This window comes from Rathayibacter sp. RFBD1, assembly GCF_002932915.1.
Lineage (GTDB): Bacteria > Actinomycetota > Actinomycetes > Actinomycetales > Microbacteriaceae > Rathayibacter.
The window spans coordinates 12,902-36,100 of the sequence record NZ_PSWQ01000006.1 but is presented as its reverse complement, the minus strand read 5'-3'; the positions used below and the strand labels follow the sequence as shown (position 1 = coordinate 36,100).

Sequence of the window (23,199 nt, the reverse complement as noted above, 5' to 3'; positions counted from 1 at the left end):
GCGGGCCGCCTTCGGGGGAAGGCACTAAGGGGAAATCGGGGGCTCGCGGCACACGCCGCGGGCCCTCTACCCGTTTCCGGGCCCCCGCCGCCTCAGCGCCGCTTCGAGCGCGGCCGGTTCTGCGCGGCCGGGCGCTGCGGGATGCGCGGGGCGCCCTCGCCGGCGGCTCCCTGGGGGAGCGAGGACGCGGGCGGGATCGGGCGGCGGGTCACCGGGCGCACCGGCTCGCCGCGGCGCGTCTGGCCGGGGATCGGCCGCGAGCGGCGTCCGTAGATCAGCTCGGACGAGTCCAGCAGCCACGGCACCAGCGCCACCGTCACTCCGTGCACCAGCAGGAGCTTCTGGCGGATCCGCCGCGACTTGTGGTTGTGGAGGAACGCCTCCCACCAGTGCCCGACGATGTACTGCGGCATGTAGACCGTCGTGATCTCGGAGCCGTGCTCGAGGCGGTGGGCCTTGATGTACTTGATCAGCGGGTACGAGATGTCGCGGTAGGGAGAGGCCACGCAGCGCAGCGGCACCTCGATGTCCATCTGCGCCCAGTCGGCCTTGAGCTGCGCGGTCTGCGCGTCGTCGATGGAGGAGTGCACCGCCTCCAGCGTCTCGTGCCGCGCCGCGATGGCGTAGTCGAGCGCCTTCAGCGTGGGCTTGTTCATCCGGCCCACCAGCACGATCGCGTGGTCGCCGTTGGCGCCGAAGGTCGTGGTCGGGTCGACCTCGATCTCCTTCTCGACGTCGCGGTAGTAGCGGTAGACGCCGGCCATCAGGACGCCGAGGATCGGCATCACCAGGTAGACGAGCCAGGCGCCGTGGGTGAACTTCGTGATCGTGACGACGACGAGCACCGCGAAGGTCAGCGTCGCGCCGAACAGGTTGATGGCCAGGCTCGTGTAGACGGTGCGCGAGCCCTCGCCGTTGCGGATCATCCGCACCCAGTGCTTGACCATGCCCGACTGCCCGAGCGTGAACGAGACGAAGACACCGATGATGTACAGCTGCACGAGGCTCGTGAGCGAGGCCTGGTAGACGAGCAGGATGATCGCGGCGACGAGCGCCAGGATGATCACTCCGTTGGAGTAGATGAGGCGGTCGCCGCGGGTGTTCAGCGACTTGGGCGCGTAGCCGTCGCGGGCCAGCACGGAGCCCAGCAGCGGGAAGCCGTTGAACGCGGTGTTCGCCGCGAGGAGCAGGACGGCGGCCGTCGCGGCCTGGATGATGAAGAACAGGATCGTGTTGTTGCCGAACGTGGCGGCGGCGACCTGCGCGATCACGGAGCGCTGCGGGGTCGTGGCGCAGTCGGCGAAGCCCACCAGGTGGCAGGCGTTCTCGGCGTAGTGCACGTTCGAGAGCAGGGCGAGGGCGGTCAGGCCGACGAAGAGCACGATCGCGATCGTGCCCATCGCGACGAGGGTGCGCTGGGCGTTCTTGACCTTCGGGGCGCGGAACGCGGGCACGCCGTTCGAGATGGCCTCGACGCCCGTGAGCGCCGCGCAGCCGCTGGCGAAGGAGCGCAGCAGCAGGAGGACGACGGCCGCCTGCGTGAGCTGCTCGCCCTGCACGGTGAAGCCCGCCGACTCCGCGACCGGGGTGTCGCCGAAGGCGGTGCGGACCAGGCCGACGACGACCATCACGAAGACGCTCGCGACGAAGAGGTACGTCGGGACGGCGAAGGCGCGGCTCGACTCCGAGACGCCGCGGAGGTTCACGGCCGCCAGCAGCACGACGAAGAGGATGGCCAGCTCGACCCGCAGCGGCGCCAGCTCGGGCACCGCGGAGATGATGTTGTCGACTCCGGAGGCGACCGACACGGCCACGGTGAGCACGTAGTCCACGAGGAGGGCGGCGGCGACCGTGAGGCCCGCCGTCTCGCCCAGATTGGTGCGAGCGACCTCGTAGTCGCCGCCGCCGGACGGGTAGGCCCGGATCAGCTGGCGGTAGCTCAGCACCACCACGACGAGGAGGACGACCACGCATGCGGCCACCCAGGGGGCGAAGGTGAGGAAGGAGAGTCCGCCGAGCAGCAGGATCATCAGCAGCTCCTGCGGCGCGTAGGCCACGGAGGAGAGCGGGTCGCTGGCGAAGATGGGGAGCGCGAGCCGCTTCTGCAGCAGCTGTCCCTCGAGCTTGTCGCTGGGGAGCGGCTCGCCGATGAAGAAGTGCTTGGCGGTGCGCAGCTCGGTCGCGTCGGCCGATGATCCGTCCGCGGCGGACGGGGGGCCCTCGTGTGTCACGAGCGATGACACTACTCCGTGCGAGGGGGCAGTCAAGACGGCCGGGAGCGGGCCGAGCGGAGGCTGATCTCGCCCTGTGACCGGGAGTTTCCCGGTGCGGCTGGGAGCGGCGGCCGGCGTGCTCGCGGCCGGCGCCCCGAGCGGGGGGTCAGCGGCCGTCGCGGGTCGCGGCTCCGATCAGGCCGGTGAGGCTGTCGCGGAGCGCGGTGAGCTCCTCGAGGGGGACGTCGAGCCGCTCCACGATCTGCGGAGGAACCTGCAGGGCCTGCTCGCGGAGGGCCGCTCCGGAGGGGGTCAGCGCGACGTCGAGGCGGCGCTCGTCGTCGCTGCTCCGGGCCCGCGTGACGTGGCCGCTCGCCTCCAGGCGCTTCACGAGCGGGCTGAGCGTGGCCGGCTCGAGGCGGAGGGCGGAGCCGAGGTCGGCGAGCGAGCGGGGGCTGCGCTCCCAGAGCGCGAGCATCACGAGGTACTGCGGGTGCGTGAGTCCGAGCGGCTCGAGCACGGGGCGGTACAGCCCGATGACGGTGCGCGCCGCGACGGCGAGGGAGAAGCAGACCTGGTTCTGGAGGGCGAGCGGGTCGGTTTCCACGGCGTCATCCTCTCATCGTGCCCTGATGGTTAGTACACTAAGGATATGACGCGGAAGAAGACCGGCTCCCTCTACCAGCGCTTCAACGCGCGGCTGTTCCCCTGGATCGGCCCGCCGCCGCTCGGCCCGTACGACCAGCCCGAGCAGGAGGCGCCCGCGGGGCAGGCGTGCCCGCTCTGCGGTCGGCCGATGTCCGAGCACGTCATCGACCGCTCCGGTCCGCGCACCCAGCTGTACTGCCCGAGCGACCCCTCCTGAGTCGCACGCCCCCGTTCGGGGGTCGGGGGCTTCGGGCGGCGGGGGCGGATGATGAGCGCATGTCCCGTCTGAGCCCCACCGCCGCCCGCGTCGTCCAGTACAGCCGTTTCGGCGACGCGGACGTCCTCGAGATCGTCGAGGTCGAGCGGCCGAAGCCCGGGGCGGGCGAGGTGCTGGTCGAAGTGCTCTCCGCCGGGGTGAACCACATGGAGGCGTTCATCCGGCAGGGCCAGTTCGACTCCGACCACTCCGCGGCCTTCCCGATGCGCCAGGGCACCGACTTCTCGGGCGTCGTCGTCGCCCTCGGCGAGGGCGTCACCGACATCAAGCTCCGCAGCGACGTGGTCGGCCACGCGCTCGTCGGCTCCCACGCGACCCACGTCGTGGTGCCGCGCCGCAACCTCGTCGCCAAGCCCGCCTCCGTGAGCTGGGAGGTCGGCGGCGCGCTGTTCCTCGCCGGAGTGACCGCGTGGCGTGCGCTCGAGGCCACGCACGTCGGACCCGACGACACCGTCCTCGTCTCCGCCGCGGCCGGAGGAGTGGGCAGCCTCGAGATCCAGCTGGCGAAGCTCCGCGGCGCGACGGTGATCGGCACCTGCGGCGAGCGCAACTTCGACTACCTCCGCCAGATCGGCGTGAAGCCGGTGGTCTACGGCGACGGGATCGCCGACCGCATCCGGGCCGCGGCGCCCGGCGGGGTCACGGTGTTCCTCGACAACTTCGGCGGGGAGAACGACGCCCTCGCCGACGAGCTCGGCATCGCGGCGGGCCGCTTCCACTCCAGCGACGACCGCAAGGAGATCGAGCTGCGCGCCGTCTGGCCCGACGCCGAGACCGCCCAGCGCGACACCGAGATCCTCGGCGAGCTGGTCGGCCTCGTCGGCGAGCAGAAGCTGCGGGTGCTCGTCTCGGGCTTCTACCCCTTCGACCAGGTGCAGGACGCCTTCGACGACCTCGAGAAGCGGCACTCGCGCGGCAAGATCGTGCTCGGCATGAACCCGGTGGACCCGGCGAAGGTCACCAAGGCGCGCGACATCCACGAGGCCGGCCGCTAGCCGCACCCTCCCGGCGGCTGTCCGGGCTGCTCTCCGGGCGGCCACAATGGGGCCGTGGCGCGCGGACGCCCGGGAGGAGTGACGCGATGGAGGAGCCCGTCGTCGCGATCGTCTGGATCGTCTCGTTCGTGGTGGTGACCGTCCTGGTCACCGGGCTGTCGGGGCGGGTGAACTGGTCCGCTCCCGTGGCGCTCGTCGCCGTCGGAGCCCTCGCCTCCTTCGTCCCCGGGATCCCGGAGGTGGTGGTCGAGCCGGACGTGGTGCTGTTCGGGATCCTGCCGCCGCTGCTCTACGCGGCGGCGATCCGCACCTCCGTCCTCGACGTCCGCGCCCGCGGCGACAGCATCCTCCTGCTGTCGGTCGGGCTCGTCGTCTTCACGGTCGCGGTGGTCGGCGCGGTGGCCTGGATGGTCGTCCCGGCGATCACGGTCGCCGCAGCCCTCGCGTTCGGCGCGATCGTGGCGCCCACGGACGCGGTGGCGGTCACGGCGATCGCGGGGCGGCTCCGCCTGCCGCGGCGCATGCTCACGGTGCTCGAGGGCGAGAGCCTCCTCAACGACGCGACCGCACTGGTGGCGCTGAACGCCTCACTCCTGGCGATCGTCAGCACGGTCACTCCCGGGCGCATCGCGCTCGACTTCGTGCTGGCCGTGGCGGTGGGCGGCGGGGTCGGGATCGGCATCGCCGTGCTGCTCGGGTTCGTGCGCAAGCAGGTGCAGTCGTCCGTCCTGGACACGAGCCTCTCGCTGGTGACGCCCTACGTCGCGTTCATCCCGGCGCAGCTGCTGCACGGCTCCGGGGTGCTGGCGGTCGTGGTCGCGGGGCTCTACCTGGGCTACCGGGCGCCGGTCATCCAGTCGGCGCAGGCGCGGATCGCGGAGTCGCTCAACTGGCGGACGATCCAGTTCCTGCTCGAGAACGCGGTGTTCCTCTTCATCGGGCTCAGCCTGTCGTCGGTGGTGGAGGCGACGGCCGACTCGGGCATCGGGGTCTGGCAGACGGTCGGCATCGGCGCGGCCGTGCTCGCGGCGCTGGTCGGGAGCCGCGTGGCCTGGATGTGCATGACGACGCTGCTGTTCCGGCACGGTCCGCGCCGGCTACAGCAGCGCGGGTGGACCTGGCCGACCGCGATCGGGGTGTCGTTCGCGGGCATCCGCGGCGTGGTCACCCTCGCCGCCGCGTTCCTCCTGCCCGCGGAGACGCCGCAGCGCGCGTTCCTGCAGTTCCTCGCCTTCATCGTGGTGGCGGGGACGCTCGTCGAGGGGCTCGCGCTCCCGCGGCTCGTCCGAGCCCTGAAGCTGCCGGCCCCGAACGAGATGCAGGAGCACGTCGAGAAGCAGATGCTGCTCGCCGAGGCGCAGGCCGCCGGCCTCGCCCGGCTCGACGCGGAGCCGCAGGACGGAGTGGAGGACCGCGTTCTCGACCGGCTGCGGCGGAACGCGACGTTCCTCGCCGACGCCCTGGAGAACCCGCCGGAGGGCGAGGGCGTGGAGCCGCTCCCGCAGGCCTACAACCGGCTCCGGCGCGTGATGATCGCGGCCGAGCGGGAGGCGGTGCTCCGCGCGCGCTCCGAGGGGCGGTACCAGGAGCCGGCGGTGGTGAGCGCTCTGGCGTTCCTCGACGTGGAGGAGGAGGCGCTGGCGGTCGGACGGCAGTAGCGCCGGGAGGGCGGGGACCCCGGGCGGGATCCCCGCCCTCCGGGCGGTGCGGTGTCCGGGCTCAGTCCAGGGTGGAACGGACCGAGGCGCGGGCCTCGTCGAGCGCGGCGCGCAGGGCGTCGACGCTCGCGGTCGTCACGGATCCCGAGGAGGCGGCGGTGCGCAGCTCCGCGCGCAGCTCGTCGCGGAACTCGGTGAGCAGCACCTCGGCGTCGCGCAGGGCGATCCGCGAGGCGGTGCGCGCGTCGGGCGAGACCGGCGCGGTCTGCTCCGGCGCGGGCTGCTCGGAGGGGGTGCCGGACGTGTCCTGCGGACGCGGCTCCTCGGCGGAGTGCTCCGGTCGGCGTCCGGGCTCCCGCGAGTCGCGGGCGGCGCTGGCCAGGTCGGCGCGGAGGCTCTTCATCGCCTCCGCGACGCCGAGGCGGACCTCGTCGGCGAGCCGGCGGACGGAGTCGGTGAGCTCCTCCTCGATGTCGCCCAGGTCGGTCGCGCGGTTCGCGAGCTCGGCGCGGCCGGCGTCGGTGATGGAGTAGACGGTCTTGCGGCCGTCGGCCTCCTTCGTGACGAGTCCCTCCTCCTCGAGCTTCGCGAGGCGCGGGTAGACCGTGCCGGCGCTGGGCGCGTAGGTGCCGCCGAAGCGCTCGCTGAGCGCCTGGATCAGCTCGTAGCCGTGGCGCGGCGACTCGGCGAGGAGGTTGAGCAGGTAGAGGCGCAGGCGGCCGTGCGCGAAGACAGGGCTCACAGCGAGCTCCCGTCCATCGGGCGGCGGTCGTCGGCGGGGCCGGTGCCGGGAGAGCCCCAGCCCTCGCCCACCGAGGCGGAGGACGCGGCGACGGACCGGCGGACGACGACCACGTCTCCCGAGACGGAGTTGGCGGCGACGTCGACCCACTTCGAGTCGAGCGAGCCCGTGGTCGAGGTGAAGCCCCGGCCGAAGGTGCCCTTGACGACGGAGCCGTCGAGCTGGAGCGTGCCCGAGACGGTGTTGATGCGGTAGCGGGCGCCGAGGCCCTCGTCGACGCGGATCGTGAGGTCGCCGCTGACGGTGTTGGCCTGGATCCGGTCGGGGGTGCCCTCGGCGTCGACGAACACGCTGCCCGAGACGCCGTCGACGGTGAAGCGGGTGAGCTCGCCGGTCGCGGTGACGTCGCCGGAGACGGTGCGCGCGGTGACGCGGCCGGTGTGGCTGCGGACCGAGAGCTCGCCGTGGACGGTGTTCACCTCGATGTCGCCGTGCAGGCCGTCGACGACGATGTCGCCGCCGACCGTCGAGACGCGGGCGTCGCTGTGGAGACCCGAGACCAGGCCGTCGGCCGAGACGGTGTCGAACTTGAGGTCGACGCCGCGGGGGACGAGGAGGCTGATGTCGGCGCGGTCGCCGCGGCGGCCGAGGCCCTTCACGACGTCGACGATGGTGTCCCAGCGGAGCTGGACGTGGTCGATCTCGAGGCGGTCGCCGTCCATCGAGACCTTGAGCGGGCGGCCGTCGACGCTGTGGACCTCCACGCGAGCGGTCGGCTCGTCGTGGGCGATGACGTCGATCTGGCCGCCGACGAGGGCGACCTTGACCGAGCGGACGACGTCGAGGTCGATGACCTTCGTCTCGCCGGCCTGTACGAGCCATTTCTCGAGGGACATGAGCTCCTCCTCCTGCACCGGGGTGCCTTTCTTAACGCGATACATCGCGAGTGGACGAGAGTCACGATATATCTCGATCGCTGCGGTCGGCAACGGGGCTCGGCCGGTTCCCAGCGTCGAGCGGCCGGGACCGGGGCGGGGCCGAGGCGGGATGAGGCCGGGGGCCGGAGCCGAGGCCGCCGTCGAGGGGTGAGGCCGCGGCGGGCGCCGTGGTAGACCGGGCGCATGGACCCGATCGCGGCACTCGAGGAGATCGCAGCACTGCTCGAGCGGGAGCGGGCCTCCCGCTACCGGGCGAAGGCGTTCCGCCGCGCGGCCGCGGTGCTGGAGGGGATGGCGTCCGCCGAGCGGGACGACCTCGCCCTCGTGCGGCGGGCCTCCGGGATCGGCGACACGACCTTCACGGTGATCGAGCAGGCGCGGTCGGGCCGGGTGCCCGACTACCTCGCGGAGCTGCGCGGCTCGGCTCCTCCGCCCGCGAGCGCTCTGCGGGGACGGCTGCGCGGCGACCTCCACAGCCACAGCGAGTGGTCCGACGGGGCGACGCCCGTCCTCGCGATGGTGGACGCGGCCCGCGCGCTCGGCCACGAGTACCTGGCGCTCACCGACCACTCGCCGCGGCTCCGGGTCGCCCACGGTCTCAGCGCGGAGCGGCTGGAGGAGCAGCTCGCCCATCTCGCGGGCCTCGACACCGGGCCCCTGCGGCTGCTCAGCGGGATCGAGGTCGACGTCCTCGAGGACGGCGCGCTCGACCAGACGGACGAGCTGCTGGACCGCCTCGACGTGGTCGTCGCGAGCGCCCACTCGAAGCTGCGGCTGCCCTCCCGCGAGATGACGGCTCGGCTGGTCGCGGCGGCCTCGGATCCGCGGACCGACGTCCTCGGCCACGTCACGGGGCGGCTGGTGTCGGGCGAGCGCGGCACCCGCCCGCCGTCGACCTTCGACGCCCGGGCCGTGTTCCGGGCGTGCGCCGACCACTCCACCGCGGTCGAGATCAACGCCCGCCCCGAGCGCGAGGATCCGCCGGACGAGCTGATCGCGCTCGCGCTCGAGGAGGGCTGCCTGTTCTCGATCGACAGCGACGCGCACGCTCCGGGCCAGCTGGGCCTGCTCGACTACGGAGCCGAGCGGGCGGAGCGGCTCGGCGTTCCGGAGGAGCGGATCGTGACCACCTGGCCGGTCGAGCGGCTCCTGGAGTGGACCCGCGGCTGAGGATCCTCGCGCGTTGCGCAAACGAACTGCGGCCATCACCCCCTTGACAGGGGGCCGTACCGCGGGACGAGATCCGACGCAAGTGGCGAAATCCCAGCCGCCCACGCGGCATGCTCGGTACCGGCCCGCTCCTCCCGGGCCGCTCCAGCGGTCGGGAGTCGCGCTCCGTCGCACTCTCCACTCCGACAGACCAGGTGAACCATGGCCACGCAGACCGCTCTCGACGCCGTGCGCGCCGCTCCCACTCTGCTCGAGGCCGTCCGGATGGCGGATGAGCTGACGGTCGCCGCGGTGAGCGACGGCGGCGGCCGCGCGGTGCGCCTGCTCACCCGCGCCGCTCTGGACTCCTCGGACCAGCTCACCGCGATCGCGGCCGTGCACTCGCTCGCGCAGGTCTTCGACGAGGAGGCCGACCTCGCGCTGCTGATGCTGCTCGAGGACGAGCGCCCGTACCTCCGCGAGCACGCCGCCTGGGCCTTCGGCGGGCGCCTGCCCCGCCCCGCTGCGCTCGGACCGCTGCTGCGCCTGGTCCGCGACGGCGGCTTCTCCGGCATGCTCGCGCAGCGCTCCGTCCTGCTCTGGGCCTCCTCGACCCCCGACCTCGTCGCCGTCGCGCTCGAGGGCGCGCTGCTCGGCGAGCGCGAAGCGGCGGCCCGGGCACGGCTCGTCGAGACCCTGGGCCTCGTGCCCGGCGCGATCGCCGAGCGCACCCTCCTGCACGTGGCCGCCGATCGCGCGGAGGGGCTGGAGGCGCGGGCCGCCGCGACGGACGCGCTCGGCGAGCGCGGCTCCGACGACGCCGAGCTCCTGCTCACCGGCCTGGCCGAGGAGGCGGCGCCGATCGGGCCCCTCGCCCGGCTCGCCCTGGGCGACCTCGCCCCCGCACCGGCCGTGGAGGCCGGACCGACGGTCGCCCAGCTCTTCGTCCACGCCGACATCGACGGCACCCTGACGCGCGTGGGCGCGGGCGACAACGGCGGCATCGCGACCCTGCTGGTGCGCCTGGGCGACTCGCTCGTCGAGCAGGAGGGCATCGACCGGGTGCTCACGCTCTCGCGCGGGACTCCGGCCGAGGCCGAGCGCGCGCTCGGCGAGCTGCCCGACTCCGGCCACGGCTTCGCTCCGGTCCCGTTCGTGGGGCCGCCCGTGGCCATGCCCCAGGCGTGGAGCCGCCGCATCGCCGCCGAGCGCGGCATCCGCCGGATCCTGCGCGCGGCCGGCCGGGTCGACGTGCTGCACCTGCGGATGGCGGACGTCGGATCCCTCGCGGCGGCCGCGGTCGCCCGGGAGCTCGAGATTTCCGTCGTGTTCACCCTCGCTCCGGACCCGCACGCCCTGATCGCGGGCCTGGACGCGTCCGGCGCCCTCACCCGCGCGGACTTCGGCGAGCGCGACGCCGCCGAGCACTTCTGGTTCCGCGTGCGCCTGGTGCAGCGCCTGGCCGCCGACGCCGCGCACACCGTCCTGTTCCCGCGGGAGGAGCTGGCGGCGACCATCCGCGAGCTGATCGGCGTCGACATCACCGCGCACCCGGAGCGGCACACGATCGTCCCGGAGGGGATCGACGTCGGCCTGGTCGAGCGCGGCGAGGCGGCCGCACGGGCCTCCGCCGCCGGTGAGCCGGTCGCGCTGGACGAGGGCGGGGACCTGGCCTCGCTCGACCTCCTGCTGGAGGAGCTGCCCGAGCACCGCCGCGGCCTCCCGCTGCTGCTCAGCGTGGGCCGCCTGCACCGGGTGAAGGGGATGGCGGCGCTCGCCGAGGCCTGGGCGTCCGACCCCTCGCTCCGGGAGCGCGCCAACCTGCTCCTGGTCGGCGGCGACCTCGCCGACCCGAGTCCCGACGAGCGCGAGCAGCTCGACCGCATCCGCGCCGTCGCGTCCGACGGGCTGCTCCTGGCCGGCCACCGCCCGAACGGGACCGTGGCCCGCTGGCTCGGCGCGATCCGGCACGGCCGACCGGGGCTCTCTGCTCCGGGAGGCGCCTACGTCTGCGCGAGCGTCAAGGAGGAGTTCGGCATCGCCCTCCTCGAGGCGCTCTCCGCAGGACTGGTCGTCGTCGCTCCGGCGACAGGCGGGCCCGCGACCTACGTCGAGGAGGGGGAGACCGGCTTCCTGGTCGACACCGCCGACCCCGCGGCGCTCGCCGCCGGCGCCGCCGCCGCACTGGATCTCGCAGGAGGGCCTCTCGGCGAGCACGCCGCGGCCCGCGGGCGTGCGATGGTCGCCGAGCGCTACACGGTGCAGGCCATGGCTCATGCCCTCTCGGGCGTCTACGCGCACGCGACCGCGGACCAGGAGCGTCCTCTCCGCTCGCCGCTCGTGCTGGGGGCCTCGTGACCCTGCTGATCATCAGCCCCGACTACGCGTCGCACCTGCTGCCGCTGGCGACCCTCGGCACGGCGTGGCAGGAGGCGGGCGAGCGCGTCGTCGTGGCCACCGGCGACGCGACGCGCTCCATCGTGGACGGCTTCGGATTCGAGCACATCGCGCTCCGGCTGGGGCGCGGCTCCAACCCGGGCACGATCCGCGCGGAGGAGCAGGCGCCCGACGAGGGCGCGTCCCTCCGCGGCTTCTTCGACGCCACCCGGCGCGGGATGGTCCCGACCCTCGCCTACCAGGCGCGGGAACGGCTCACCGACCTGCTCTGGGATCCGTCCGGCGTCGCCTCGCGCCTGCGCGTGATCCTCGACGAGGTGCAGCCCGACGCGATCGTGGTCGACCACCTCGCCTTCACCGCGCGCGTGGCGCTGAAGGCACTCCGCGTGCCCTACGGCGACGTCGTGCTCGGCCACCCCAGCGCGCTCACGGTGCCCGGCGAGGTCTACGGCTTCCCTCCGGTCTGGCCGGACGCCTTCGCTCCGGAGCCCGACGACCTCGATGCGCTCCGCGCCCTCTGCGAGCAGGTGCGCGACTCCTTCACCGCGGAGTGGAACGCCGCCCTCACCACCCTCGACCCCGGGGCGGCGCCCAGCGCCGACGCCTTCGCCGAGAGCGGCGACGTCCTGCTGCTCAACTACCCGGGCGAGCTCCACGACTCGGCCCGCACCGCTCAGCTGCCGCCGCACGCGTTCCTCGGCTCCGCCGTCCGCGAGGAGCCCGACGACGCGGAGGTCGAGGAGTGGCTCGCCGCGTCCGAGGACCCGGTCGTCTACGTGAGCTTCGGCAGCTTCCTCTCGGTGCGCGGCGACGTGCTCGCCCGGGTCGTCGAGGCCCTGGCCGGTATCGAGGTCGGGGGCAGGCCCGTCCGCGTGGCTCTCGCCTCCGGCGCGACCGAGCGCTCGGCCCTGGGCGAGGTCCCCGAGGGCTGGCTGGTCCGCGGCTTCCTGCCGCAGGTCGCGCTCCTGCGCCGGGCCGCGCTCGCGGTCAGCCACGGCGGCAACAACAGCGTCACGGAGGCGATGACCGCGGGCGTGCCGCTCGTCGTCCTGCCGTTCTCGACGGACCAGTTCGCGGGGGCGGCCGCGCTCGAGGACGCCGGGTTCGCCGCCGTGCTCGACCCCAACGCCGCCTCCGGGGGAGAGCTCGCGGAGGCTGCGCGGCGGATGCTCGCACTCGACGCTCCCGCCCGGGAACGGCTGACGGCGCTCGCCGAGGGCCTCGCCCGCGAGACGGGACCGCAACGGGCCCTCTCCGCCCTGAGCGGAGCGACCGTCCAGCGCTAGCCTGGGCCGATGGTCGAGCCGACACCCCGGGACGCGCCCCTGCGCGCCGAGCGGGACGCCGCGCGGGCGGAGCCGATGCTGGCTGCTCTCGGCCCGTTCGGGCGCTTCGAGGGGATCGTCCCTCCGCTGTTCGAGGCGGCCGTGCGGATCCTGCACCCCTCCGACGACCCGCCCCGGCGCTGGCGCGAGGTCGCCGAGCGGGAGGGGACGCTCCTGCATCCGCTCGCGCAGTGGGACTTGCTCACCGGCGAGCATCCCGACGAGTACGCGGAGCCCCGCCTCGGAGTGCTCCCGCTCGACGAGCTCGCGGCCGTCGCCGCCGTGCTCGCGGAGCACACGAGCGCTCCCGAGGACTGCCTGGCCGTGTTCTGGGAGGGGTTCGGCGTGCTGAGCGGCGGGTCGCGGATCCTGATCTCCCGCTCGGACGCCTCGGACGAGCTGCCCGAGTGGATGAGCGACACCCGGCCGACCGGCTGGGAGCACCCCGAGACCGCCGCCGCGGCGACAGTCGAGCTGCCGGGGCGGGAGGGGCCTCTGCTCTCGCTCGACGTCAGGGTGCTCGAGGACACCGCGTGGGCGCGCGCGGCGGGCTTCGCCGACGCCTCCGGGCTCGTCGTGCAGACTCCGCTCGCGCTCTGGCCGGAGGACCGGGCCTGGTACCTCGCGAGCGAGGTCGACTTCGACTCGACGCTGGTCGGCGGCTCGCGCGCCCTCGTCGACGACCTGCTGCGGCTCTCCGCCGCGGGGCGGATCGAGGCGCTCCTGCTGCCGGAGCAGGTGGACCTCACGAGCACCGGTGACCGGCTCAACCCGAGGCGGCGGTGACGGGGTGAGCGACGAGGACGACGAGCGCTGGCTCGTGGTGAAGGGCCGCCGGTGGCGGCGCACCGACCCCTCGCTGCCGGAGGACGTGGTCGCCGTCCTCACCTCGCACCTCGGGCGCGGGCGCTCGGGAGTGCGCTCGGCCAGGATGCACGAGGACGCGGAGGCGGAGGCGCTGGCGCGCAGGAGGGTCGGGCTCGCCAAGCACGGGCTGGGCGAGCGCGGACCGGCATGGTGGGACGAGCCCGAGGCCGATCGGCTCGAGCGCGCCCGCGAGGCGCTGCGGGCGCTCGAGGAGCTCGACGCTCCGGAGGACTGACTCGGCTTCTGCATCCCCCGAGCGTGTTCGCCGGGCGAGGCGGGCGGGGAAGGCCCGAGCGGATCCGGGGAGAGCGCGCGGGACCGCGGCCTGTGGAGGAGGACCGCCCCGCGGAAGCCGCTGGCAGAGGTCGCCCGCCGAGCCCGCCCGCTCGAGCCCGCCGGCCCCTAGCGGAACCTCACCACGAAGCCGTCCTCCGGCCCGGTCGGGAAGCTCTGCAGGCTCACGCGCAGATCCTGCCCGTCCTCGACGTCGTACGGGTGCCCCGCGGCCAGGAGCTCCAGCGCCGCGGACAGCAGGTCGACGGTCGCCGGCTCGCCCGGGCACCGGTGGTCGCCTCCGTAGTGCCCGCCGCCCTGGGCGATGAAGCCGTTGCGGTCGACCGGCGACCGGAACCGCTCCGGATCGAAGCGGCCCGGCGCCTCCCAGTGCGAGCCGTGGTCCGTCGCGTAGAGGTCGAGCAGCATCCACTGCCCTGCGGGAAGCGTCTCGCCGCGGAAGTCCAGCTCCCGGCGGGCCCTTCCTCCGACCATCGGGAAGAACGGGTAGAAGCGCCGCACCTCGTTCGCGAACGCGACGCGCTCCTCCTGGTCGGCGAGCCGCTCCCGCCACTCCGGATGCCGGTGCAGCGCGAGCGCCGCCAGCACCACGAAGCGCCCCACCGCGACCGTGGGCCGCAGCACGTTGATCAGCTCCACCGCGGCGACCTCGACGGGCAGGAGGCCGCCGTCCTCCTTCTCGTGCGCGATCCGGTGCAGGGGAGTCGGGGAGGGTCCGGCCGTCCGGCTCGCCTCGATCAGGCCGCGCGCCCACCGCTCGGTCGAGCGGCGGCGGAGTCGCGCGGCCCAGTTGGGCGGGCCGAAGCGCCCGGCGTTGTCGATCATCGCCCGGAGCTCGTCCGTGCGCCGCAGCACCTCCTCCTCGTCGGCCTCGATGCCGGCCCACGACAGGACCGCGCGGCCCAGGACCTCGGCGGCGACGTCCTGGAGGCGGACCCGCTCGCCGGTCAGCCGGGCGGCGGACGCCTGCCACTCCCGCGCGAAGGCCGAGACCAGCCTCGACCGCTGCTCGGGCGTCTCCACCAGATCCAGGAACATCCGCTTCCGCCTCCGGTGCGGCTCGTCCTCGAGGGTCTGCACGCTGCCCTCGTCCTGCAGGAGGTGCAGCACGGAGCCGGGCAGCGCGCCCTCGCGGTCGAAGCGCCCGCCCTCGTAGAAGAAGCGCGCCGCCTCGATACCGCGCGCCATGATCACGGGCCGTCCGAGGATCCGGGTGCGGAACGCGTCCGCGCCCACGTCGTCGAAGCGCCGCGTCCCGAAGAGGTAGCCGTCGGCGAGGACGGCCGCGCTGCTGTCGATCGCGGGGAGGACGGGGATCGAGGCGGCGATCAGCCGGCCGATCCCTCGGTGTCGTCGCCCTCGGCCTGCGAGGGCTTGTCGACGCCCGCGTCGTCGACGTGGTCGTGGTTCTGCGGGTTCTCCTGCGGCTGCTCGGTCCGGTCGGTCATGGTGCTCCTCTCGCGTCGGCGCGGTGCGCGCCTCGCGGCCACGGTAGGAAGAGCGCGGCGGACCCGGGTACCCCGTTGACTCGCGGGGGAGGGGCGGGCAGACTCCGCCGCCCTCAGCGCCTCCGCAGGAGGACCGGCGCGGTCGCCCAGACCACGGCGAGCAGCAGCAGCACGCCTCCGCCCGCCCAGAGGCCCGCCGGCCCGCCCAGCACGACGTCGAACACGAAGCCCACGACTCCGACGAACAGCAGCGATCCCGCCGCGAGGCACACCGTGACCACCCGGTTGCCGAACCGCACCAGCTCGGCCTTCCTCCGCCGCTGGAACAGCAGCCGGTGGGCGATGACGGGCGCCAGCGCCAGGATCGTGACGCACGCGGCGAGCAGGACGAGCACGAGGTAGAGCGCCACGTCGGGCGGCGCGAGGTCGGCGAAGCGCTGCTGGAAGCACAGCGTCAGCAGGAAGCCGCCCAGGATCTGCGTGCCGGTCTGCACGACCCGCAGCTCCTGCAGGATCTCGTTCCAGTTGCGGTCGGATCGCTCCTCCACCGTCTCGTCGCGACCGGAGTCGGGGGCGGAGGGGTCGACGGGTCGGTCGCTCATGGGACGAGGGTAGAGCTCAGGCGAGCAGGGACTCCGCCAGCGAGATCGCCCCGCGCACCCCGGACTCGTCGCCGAGGGCCGGGCGCACGATGCGGATCCGCCCGCCGCCCGTCCCCGTCGCTCCGGGCGCGCCCATCAGCCGCTCGACCTCGGCCTCGACCGCGGGGACGAGCCCCGGCGTCTTCGACACGCCTCCGCCGACGACCGCGAGCCGCACGCCCGCGACGTAGGCGAGCGTCGTGACGAGCTGCGCGAGGTAGTAGGAGCTGAATCGGAGGTTCGCGGCCGCCTCCTCGGGGCCGAGGCGGGAGCCGTCGACGCCCCAGCGCGCCGAGATCGCGGGACCGGCGACCAGACCCTCGAGGCAGTCGCCGTGGAAGGGGCAGGTGCCGGCGAAGCCGTCCTCGGGGTGGCGGCGGGGCAGCAGGTGCGCGACCTCGGGCCAGCCGCTTCCGGCGAGGAGCCGTCCGCCCGCGATCACGCCGCCGCCGACTCCGGTGCCGACCGTCAGGTAGACGAAGTCGTCGACTCCGGCTCCGGCGCCCCAGCGGGCCTCGCCCAGGGCGGCTCCGTTGACGTCGGTGACCAGCGCGAGCCGGGCGCCCGGTGCGGCCGCGCCGATCGGGCCGAGGACGTCGGTGCCCTCCCAGCCGAGCTTCGGCGTGGAGGTGAGGTGCCCGTAGGTCGGCGAGCCGGGATGGATGTCGAGCGGGCCGAAGGAGGCGACGCCGACCGCGGCGACGGTGCCGTCGACTCCGTGGCCGCTGACGAAGCCGGCCAGATCGGCGAGAGTCTCGGCGGGCCCGCGGGTCGGCAGGGTCGTCGTCGCGAGGATCCGCTCGGGATCAGCGGCGTCGGCGACCGCCGCGACGACCTTCGTGCCCCCGGTCTCGATGCCGACGAGGAGGGGACGGTCGGCGGTGGCGCTCATGGATCTCCAGGGCTCGTGCGGTGCGTCTCGGGTCTCAGCAGGCGGACAGCGAGCGCACCTGCGCCGACAGGGTCAGGGGGCTGCCGAGGAGCAGCACCTGATCGAGGTCGTGGCCCTGCATCTTCACACGGGTGCTGCGCGGCAGGCAGGTCGGCTCGCTGAGGTAGAGCGGGGCGCCCTGCTTCGCGGCGACCGGGCCGACGGCCAGCGCGTCGGCGAAGCCGGTGGCGGTCGCGAGGTAGACGGTGTCGCCCAGCTCGGACGGCGGGAAGACGTCGTTGAGGCGTCGGCTGGTGTCGTGGCGGTCCGTACCGGCGATGCGCGACACGGTGTCGGCGATCTTCGCGGCGCGCAGGTCTGCCTCGACGGCGGTCGAGATCGACGGCGCACCGCCGAGCAGCTGCACGGAGGAGGGGTCGAGCCCGGCGAGTGTGTCGCGGGTCGGCTGGTCGAGGCGCGAGCGGGCGCCGTCGACGAGGAGGACGGGCTCGGCGCGGCGGCCGGCGATCGGCGCGACCGAGAGGGCGTCCGGGAAGTTGGTGCCGGTCGCGACGAAGACGTTCTCGTAGCTGCCGTCCGGGAAGGCGTCCTCGACGATCCGGCGCGAGGTGTCGTAGCGGTCGACGCCCTCGATGCGCTCGGTCGGGATCCCGAGGGCCCGCACCTGCTGGAGCACCGAGTCGCTCACGGAGAGGGCGCTGCCGACCACGACGATCCGCTGCGGGGCGAGGCGGCGCAGCTCGGCCGCCACCACGGCGGGCAGGACGCTCGGGTCGGTGAGCAGGAGGGCGCCGCCCTGCTTCGCGGCGGCGGGGCCGGCGCTCAGCGCGTCCGGCCAGTTCGCTCCGCTGGCGAGGTAGACGACGGGGGCGCCGTCGGCGAATCCGGAGGCGGTCACCGCGACGGCGGTCGCGTACCGGTCGGTCCCGGCGAGGCGGGCGACGTCGGAGGAGTAGGCGGACGGGAAGAAGTCGATGCCGCTGCGGCCGCCCGGCGGCACGGAGACGACCGCGCGCTCGTCGAGGCGGGCCAGGCGGGAGAAGTACTGGTCGTCGTAGGCGGGGTACCCCGGCTCCACGAGGCGCAGGAGGTAGTCGCCGGCGGGCAGGGCGAGGTCGCCCGTGTCCCACGCGCGGGCGGCGCCGGGGGCTCCGGTGACGGGGACGGTGTCGAGGAGCGAGTACGTCCCTCCGTCGACCCACCAGGCCTGCACGTCGAAGGAGGGGGAGGAGACGCCGGGGACCGCGTCGGCGGTGATCGATCCGGACAGCTCGGCGGTGCGCAGGAGGGAGATGGCGACGGACTCGTCGGTCCCCCGGGTCGTCCTCGCGGCCTCGGCGACCGGGGTGTCACCGAACCAGGTCGGGTACCAGTCGTCGCTGCCGATCAGGTTCGCGCGGACGGTGAGGGGCTCGCCGCCGGGAACGGGGAGGGAGAAGTCGGCGCCCGTGTCCGCCTCGGCGACCACGTCGCCCTCGGCGTTCTGGACCTGGACGTAGAAGGACGGGTTCGCGGGGGCGGGGTGCTCCTCATCGGCGTCGCGGAGCGCGATGGTGCCGGAGAGGACGACCTCGGCGGCCGCCTCCTGCGCGGCGCTCGCGCCCGGGAGATCGGGGGCGGCGACGGCCGGACCGGCGGCGAGGCCGGCCAGCAGGAGAGCGGAGACGCCGATCGCGGCGAGGGGGCGTGCGGGCACGGCGGGCCTTTCGGCAGGATCCGCGGGAGGCCGCGGCGGACACGGTGTCTGAATGCTAGCCGCCGCCCGCCTCCGGGCGAGGGCGGGTGTCGGCGGGATGGGCCCCCGTCCGGGGGACGATGGTGGTGGATTCCCGGGGCCGCCGGAGGAGTCCGCGCGAGCAGGCTCCCCCGGCGACCCGGGTCGGATCCCTTACTTGACGACCGCTGCGGTGGCGGCGGAGGTGCGCGTCGCCGTCGTGTAGTCGGCCTTCTTGCCGGTGACGGTCACCGTGATCTTCTTCCCCACCGTGGCGCTGGTCGGCTTGTAGGTGGCGGAGGTCGCCCCGGTGATCGCGGTGCCGTTCGCCTTCCACTGGTAGGTGAGGGCCACCGGCGAGGGACCCCACGTGCCCGGCTTGGCGGTCAGGGTGGAGCCGACCTTCGCGGTGCCGGTGATCGTCGGGGTCGCGGCGGAGAGGGTTCCCGCCACCACGGCGCTCGTCTTCGCGGAGGTCTTCGTCACGGCGGTGAATCCGGACTTCGACCCCGTGACCGTCACGGTGATCGTCTTCCCGAGAGTGGCGCCGGTCGGCGTGTACGTCGCGGACGTCGCCCCGCTCAGAGCGGTGCCGTTCGCCTTCCACTGGTAGGCGAGGGCGACGGGGGAGGGGCCCCAGGTGCCGGGCTTCGCGGTGAGGGTCGAGCCGACCTTCACCGTGCCGCTGATGGTCGGCGTCGCAGCGGTGATCGCGCCGCCGGTCACGGCAGCGGTCCCGGAGGAGACCCGCGTGGTCGAGACGTAGCCCGACTTCGAGCCCGTGACGGCGGCGGTGATCACCCTGCCCGCGTCGGCCGCGACCGGACGGTACGTGGTGCCGGTCGCCCCGCTGATCGCGGTGCCGTTCGCACGCCACTGGTACGCGAGGGCCACGGGGGAGGGGCCCCAGGTGCCGGCGCTCGCCGTGAGCGTCGAGCCGACCGCGGCGGTGCCGGTGACGGTCGGGGTCGCGGCGGTGAGGGCGGTGCCGCCGATGCGCACGACGGTCGATGCCGCCCCGCTGTCGCCTCCGGCATTGATAGCGCTGACGCTCATCGTGTAGGTGGCGCCCGCCGCCAGGTGCGTGAACGTGAAGGAGCGTGCGGTGGCGGCAACGGTCGTCGACCACGGTCCGGCTCCCGCGTTGTCGACGCCGTTGCGCGAGACGCGGTAGCCGGTGATCGCCGGGTTGCCGGCCGACTCCGGAGGCGCCCAGGAGATCGTCGCGGATCGCACGCTGTCGTTCGTGGTGCCGGCGACGCGCGTGGGAACGGAGGGGGCGAAGTAGGCGTCGGCGGTGCGGGTGACCGTTGCCGCTTCGCTGGTGCCGACCGCGTTGATCGCCTGAACGGTGAAGGTGTAGGAGGTGTTCGGGCGGAGGTTCGTGAACGTCTGCGAGCGGCGGTCGGCGGAGACGACGGTCGACCAGGGGCCGCTGCCGGACGCGTCGGTGCCGTTGCGGCTGACCCTGTAGCCCGTGATGTCGGTGCCGCCGTCGGCGTAGGGCGCCTCCCATGAAACGGCCATCGACGTGCCGCTGGGCTCCGCGTATGCGAACTCAGGAGCAGCAGGACGGGTGGTGCCGGTGCCGAAGGAGACGCAGCTCTTTGGAGAGTCGAGGTAGTCGGCATAGTCGGCACTTTCCGACCTGAAGTACCAGGACGCAGCCCAGATGCAGTATTCGTAGCGATGGCCGGCGGCCACATCGAGATTCTGCGAGGTTGTGGTCAGGGAGTACTCGACGTCGTAGCCGCTGCCGTTGCCCCAGTCATCGTCGTAACTCGCGATATCGTCGAGCGTGGCGTGGTACTCATCGAAGGAGCACGCTTCCCCGTTGATCGACGGCCGCTTCCACCGGGCGGAAGCCAGTGCTGTGGATTCGTCGTAGGCCACCGAGAGCTCGGCCGGCGCAGGGACGTTCCAGTAATGGTAGAGACCGGTGCTGGTCGGGATGCTCTGGGTCGATGATGCGACTAGTTTCTGGCCGTACTCGCCGCCGGAGAACGAGGCGTTGAAATCAGTCACACTCGCAACTTCAATGGTATAGCCATTCACATCGCGAGGTAAGTCGAAAGAGACCGAAGTTGCGTTCGACACTTCCGTCAGGGCTGTCGTATACGAGTCGGTGTCCCCATATCGCGTCGTGTAAATCGTGTAGATGTGCACGCGATAGCCGGCGACCTTCTGCGCGGGTGCCGTCCACGAGATGGTGACGGCGTCCGTGCAGCTGTTGTCAGAAGCGACGACGTTCGTCGGCGCGGCCGGCGATCCCGCGGCCTGGGCCGGGGTCGCGACGAAGAGGGAGAGGAGCAGGGCGAGGAAAAGGGAGACGCTGAGGGTCTTCGTTCGCATGGAGGAGGGCATCCGGATTCGTCGGAGCGAGAAGGCCGACGACTGTCGGGCCGGAGGGATCGTCCCATGCCGCTTATCGCTGCCCTAAGTCCCCCATTCAGGGCAGAATTCGGCGGATTCCACAGATGTCATCAGCGCGATGACAAGAGAGAGGGATAAGGCCTTCTCGCCGAGAGGCGCAACGTCGTCCCTCCGAAAGCCGCCTCAAGGCGAGAGTCGCGGCGGCATCACAGTGCCCCGCGGAAGAGCCGCGGTGGTTTCCCGCGCCGCACCCACCGTTCACGCGCGTTCCGTGCGCCCCACGGCGAGAACCGCACGATCGGCGCGTGCAAGACTGGGCGCGAGCGTGCTCCATCCCGCTGCGTCATGCGCGGGGCACGGAGCCACTGGACCCGGTCCGCTCATCCGCATCCTTTCGCAGGAGGACTCGAATGACCGATACCGCCGTGCTCGCCGAGGCACCCGCCCGAACCCCCGTCGCGAAGACGATCCTGATGTGCCGTCCCGAGCACTTCACCGTCGTCTACCGCATCAATCCGTGGATGGACCCGCAGGTCCCCACCGACACCTCCCTCGCCGTCCGGCAGTGGCAGACCCTCTACGACACCTACGCCGATCTGGGCTTCACCATCGAGCTGATCGAGCCCGAGGCCGGACTGCCGGACATGGTCTACGCGGCCAACGGCGGATTCGTGATCGACGGCATCGCCTACGGCGCCTCCTTCACCTACCCCGAGCGCCAGCCCGAGGGCCCGGCGTACATGGACTGGTTCCGCTCGGCCGGCTTCGACGTCCGCGTCCCCGAGGAGGTCAACGAGGGCGAGGGCGACTTCCTCCTCGTCGGCGAGCGGATCCTCGCCGGCACGGGCTTCCGCTCCGCCTCCGACTCGCACGCCGAGGTCGCCCGCGTCTTCGGCCGCGAGGTCGTCACGCTCGAGCTCGTGAACCCGTCGTTCTACCACCTCGACACCGCGATCGCCGTGCTCGACGACACGAACATCGCCTACCTTCCGAGCGCGTTCAGCGAGGAGGGCAACCGCACCCTCCGCGAGCTCTACCCCGACGCGATCCTCGTCTCGGAGGAGGACGCGTCCGTGCTCGGGCTCAACTCCTTCTCCGACGGCCTCAATGTCGTCATCGCGTCCCGTGCGACGGGCTTCGAGCGCCAGCTGCGCGAGCGCGGCTACAACCCGATCGGCGTCGACCTGTCCGAGCTGCTGCTCGGCGGCGGCGGCGTGAAGTGCTGCACGCTCGAGCTGCGCCGCTGACCCACTCCCCGTGGTCGGCGATCAGCAGCGCCGACCCACCCTCCACTGTCCACGATCCGTCGCACTCGACGCCGAGTGCGACGACTCCTGGAGAGTCGATCGTCCCCTCAGGAGGAACGACATGAGCATCACCGACACCGACACCGCCCGCTCCGCCGCCCTCATCGCCGCGGAGGAGGAGCACGCCGCCCACAACTACCACCCGCTGCCCGTCGTCGCGGCCACCGGCGAGGGCGCCTGGATCACCGACGTCGAGGGCGTCCGCTACCTCGACTGCCTCGCCGCCTACTCCGCCGTGAACTTCGGCCACTCGCACCCGGTGCTGCTGGAGGCGGCCCGCGAGCAGCTCGGCCGCGTCACCCTGACCAGCCGCGCGTTCCACAACGACCGCCTCGGCCCGTTCGTCACGGCGCTCGCCGCGCTCGCCGGCAAGGACATGGTCCTGCCGATGAACACGGGCGCGGAGGCGGTCGAGTCGGGCATCAAGGTCGCCCGCGCCTGGGGCTACCGGGTCAAGGGCGTCGCTCCGGGCCGGGCGAACATCATCGTCGCGGCGGGCAACTTCCACGGCCGCACGACCACGATCATCTCGTTCAGCGACGACGCGGAGGCGCGCGACGGCTTCGCCCCGTTCACGCCCGGATTCCGCACGGTCCCGTTCGGGGACGCGGAGGCCCTCGAGGCCGCGATCGACGACGACACCGTCGCCGTGCTGATCGAGCCGATCCAGGGCGAGGCGGGCATCGTCGTGCCGCCGGCCGACTACCTCCCGGCCGTCCGCGAGATCACCGCTCGCCGCAACGTCCTCTTCATCGCGGATGAGATCCAGTCCGGCCTCGGCCGCACCGGCGCCACCTTCGCCTGCGACCTGGTCGGAGTCGTCCCCGACGTCTACCTGCTCGGCAAGGCGCTCGGCGGCGGCATCGTCCCCGTCTCGGCCGTGGTCGCGGACGCCGACGTGCTCGGCGTCCTGCAGCCGGGCCAGCACGGCTCCACCTTCGGCGGCAACCCGCTCGCCGCGGCCGTCGGCCTCGCAGTCGTCGAGATGCTCGCGACCGGCGAGTACCAGGCCCTCGCCCGCGAGCGCGGCGCGCAGTTGCACGCCCGCCTCGAGGCGCTGATCGGCCGCGGAGTGGTCGCCGTCCGCGGCGCCGGACTCTGGGCCGGCATCGACATCGACCCGCGGCTCGCCTCGGGCCGCGCCGTCTGCGAGGCCCTGATGGCCCGCGGAGTGCTGGCCAAGGACACGCACGGCTCGACGATCCGCCTGGCGCCGCCGCTCGTGGTCACCGCCGCCGAGATCGACTTCGCCGTCGACGAGCTGGAGGCCGTGCTCGAGTCGCTGCGCTGAGGCGCACCGTCCTCCCTCCGCGAGGTGCCG

The 23,199-nt window shown here is 73.3% G+C and carries 19 protein-coding genes; 10 read left to right on the top strand and 9 right to left on the bottom strand.

The window, feature by feature from the left end:
* Window positions 1-92 precede the first annotated feature (92 nt).
* Both C5D50_RS02670 and C5D50_RS02665 read right to left on the bottom strand, forming a co-directional pair.
* Window positions 93-2,231, bottom strand: coding sequence for an APC family permease (locus tag C5D50_RS02670; protein WP_374952928.1), 2,139 nt, complete (start codon window positions 2,229-2,231; stop codon window positions 93-95).
* A gap of 148 nt (window positions 2,232-2,379) precedes the next feature.
* Complete coding sequence (locus C5D50_RS02665) at window positions 2,380-2,820, bottom strand: MarR family winged helix-turn-helix transcriptional regulator (RefSeq protein WP_104223751.1); 441 nt, start codon at window positions 2,818-2,820, stop codon at window positions 2,380-2,382.
* A 45-nt stretch (window positions 2,821-2,865) separates the two neighbouring features.
* On the opposite strand from C5D50_RS02665, the gene C5D50_RS02660 reads away from it, so the two are divergent.
* The 3 genes from C5D50_RS02660 (at window position 2,866) to C5D50_RS02650 (ending at window position 5,791) form a co-directional block, all read left to right on the top strand.
* The gene (locus tag C5D50_RS02660) at window positions 2,866-3,078 is read left to right on the top strand and encodes a hypothetical protein (RefSeq protein WP_104223750.1); all 213 of its coding nucleotides are present in this window, start codon (window positions 2,866-2,868) and stop codon (window positions 3,076-3,078) included.
* Window positions 3,079-3,137: 59 nt separating this feature from the next.
* Entirely contained in the window at window positions 3,138-4,133 is a 996-nt protein-coding gene (locus tag C5D50_RS02655; RefSeq protein ID WP_104223749.1) for an NADP-dependent oxidoreductase, read from the top strand.
* 86 nt (window positions 4,134-4,219) lie between these two features.
* Complete coding sequence (locus C5D50_RS02650; RefSeq protein ID WP_104223748.1) at window positions 4,220-5,791, top strand: sodium:proton antiporter; 1,572 nt, start codon at window positions 4,220-4,222, stop codon at window positions 5,789-5,791.
* A 61-nt stretch (window positions 5,792-5,852) separates the two neighbouring features.
* Here the strand turns inward: C5D50_RS02650 and C5D50_RS02645 are convergent, their stop codons facing one another.
* On the bottom strand, window positions 5,853-6,533 hold the full coding sequence (locus C5D50_RS02645; protein WP_104247409.1) for a PadR family transcriptional regulator: 681 nt from the start codon (window positions 6,531-6,533) through the stop codon (window positions 5,853-5,855).
* On the bottom strand, window positions 6,530-7,429 hold the full coding sequence (locus C5D50_RS02640) for a hypothetical protein (RefSeq protein ID WP_244230533.1): 900 nt from the start codon (window positions 7,427-7,429) through the stop codon (window positions 6,530-6,532). Before C5D50_RS02640 ends, C5D50_RS02645 begins: the two co-directional genes overlap by 4 nt.
* A gap of 225 nt (window positions 7,430-7,654) precedes the next feature.
* Here C5D50_RS02640 and C5D50_RS02635 point away from each other — a divergent pair, with 225 nt between their 5' ends.
* The 5 genes from C5D50_RS02635 to C5D50_RS02615 all read left to right on the top strand — a co-directional run bounded on the left by C5D50_RS02635 (window position 7,655) and on the right by C5D50_RS02615 (window position 13,444).
* Window positions 7,655-8,641, top strand: coding sequence for a PHP domain-containing protein (locus tag C5D50_RS02635; protein ID WP_104282642.1), 987 nt, complete (start codon window positions 7,655-7,657; stop codon window positions 8,639-8,641).
* Between the two features lie 201 nt (window positions 8,642-8,842).
* The gene (locus C5D50_RS02630) at window positions 8,843-10,978 is read left to right on the top strand and encodes a glycosyltransferase (protein WP_104282641.1); all 2,136 of its coding nucleotides are present in this window, start codon (window positions 8,843-8,845) and stop codon (window positions 10,976-10,978) included.
* The gene (locus tag C5D50_RS02625; protein WP_104282640.1) at window positions 10,975-12,303 is read left to right on the top strand and encodes a glycosyltransferase; all 1,329 of its coding nucleotides are present in this window, start codon (window positions 10,975-10,977) and stop codon (window positions 12,301-12,303) included. Before C5D50_RS02630 ends, C5D50_RS02625 begins: the two co-directional genes overlap by 4 nt.
* Before the next feature lie 9 nt (window positions 12,304-12,312).
* Entirely contained in the window at window positions 12,313-13,128 is an 816-nt protein-coding gene (locus C5D50_RS02620) for a hypothetical protein (protein ID WP_104282639.1), read from the top strand.
* Between the two features lie 4 nt (window positions 13,129-13,132).
* Entirely contained in the window at window positions 13,133-13,444 is a 312-nt protein-coding gene (locus tag C5D50_RS02615) for a biopolymer transporter Tol (protein WP_104273215.1), read from the top strand.
* Between the two features lie 167 nt (window positions 13,445-13,611).
* On the opposite strand, the gene C5D50_RS02610 is transcribed toward C5D50_RS02615, so the two are convergent.
* The 5 genes from C5D50_RS02610 to C5D50_RS02590 form a co-directional block, all read right to left on the bottom strand.
* Window positions 13,612-14,739 carry a cytochrome P450 gene (locus C5D50_RS02610; RefSeq protein ID WP_104282638.1) on the bottom strand — a complete coding sequence of 376 codons (1,128 nt, stop codon included), beginning with the start codon at window positions 14,737-14,739 and terminating at the stop codon, window positions 13,612-13,614.
* 325 nt (window positions 14,740-15,064) lie between these two features.
* Window positions 15,065-15,553 (bottom strand): DUF6328 family protein, encoded by a 489-nt coding sequence (locus tag C5D50_RS02605; RefSeq protein WP_104223741.1) that lies wholly within the window; start codon window positions 15,551-15,553, stop codon window positions 15,065-15,067.
* 16 nt (window positions 15,554-15,569) lie between these two features.
* Window positions 15,570-16,484 (bottom strand): ROK family protein, encoded by a 915-nt coding sequence (locus tag C5D50_RS02600; RefSeq protein ID WP_104282637.1) that lies wholly within the window; start codon window positions 16,482-16,484, stop codon window positions 15,570-15,572.
* A gap of 34 nt (window positions 16,485-16,518) precedes the next feature.
* Window positions 16,519-18,180 carry a cell wall-binding repeat-containing protein gene (locus tag C5D50_RS02595; protein WP_104282636.1) on the bottom strand — a complete coding sequence of 554 codons (1,662 nt, stop codon included), beginning with the start codon at window positions 18,178-18,180 and terminating at the stop codon, window positions 16,519-16,521.
* A gap of 192 nt (window positions 18,181-18,372) precedes the next feature.
* Window positions 18,373-20,223 carry a fibronectin type III domain-containing protein gene (locus C5D50_RS02590; protein WP_181137275.1) on the bottom strand — a complete coding sequence of 617 codons (1,851 nt, stop codon included), beginning with the start codon at window positions 20,221-20,223 and terminating at the stop codon, window positions 18,373-18,375.
* A 758-nt stretch (window positions 20,224-20,981) separates the two neighbouring features.
* Between C5D50_RS02590 and ddaH the strand changes: the two genes are divergently transcribed.
* Window positions 20,982-21,818 carry a dimethylargininase gene (gene ddaH / locus C5D50_RS02585; RefSeq protein WP_104226838.1) on the top strand — a complete coding sequence of 279 codons (837 nt, stop codon included), beginning with the start codon at window positions 20,982-20,984 and terminating at the stop codon, window positions 21,816-21,818.
* 121 nt (window positions 21,819-21,939) lie between these two features.
* Entirely contained in the window at window positions 21,940-23,169 is a 1,230-nt protein-coding gene (gene rocD, locus C5D50_RS02580) for an ornithine--oxo-acid transaminase (protein ID WP_181027169.1), read from the top strand.
* Window positions 23,170-23,199: the final 30 nt, after the last annotated feature.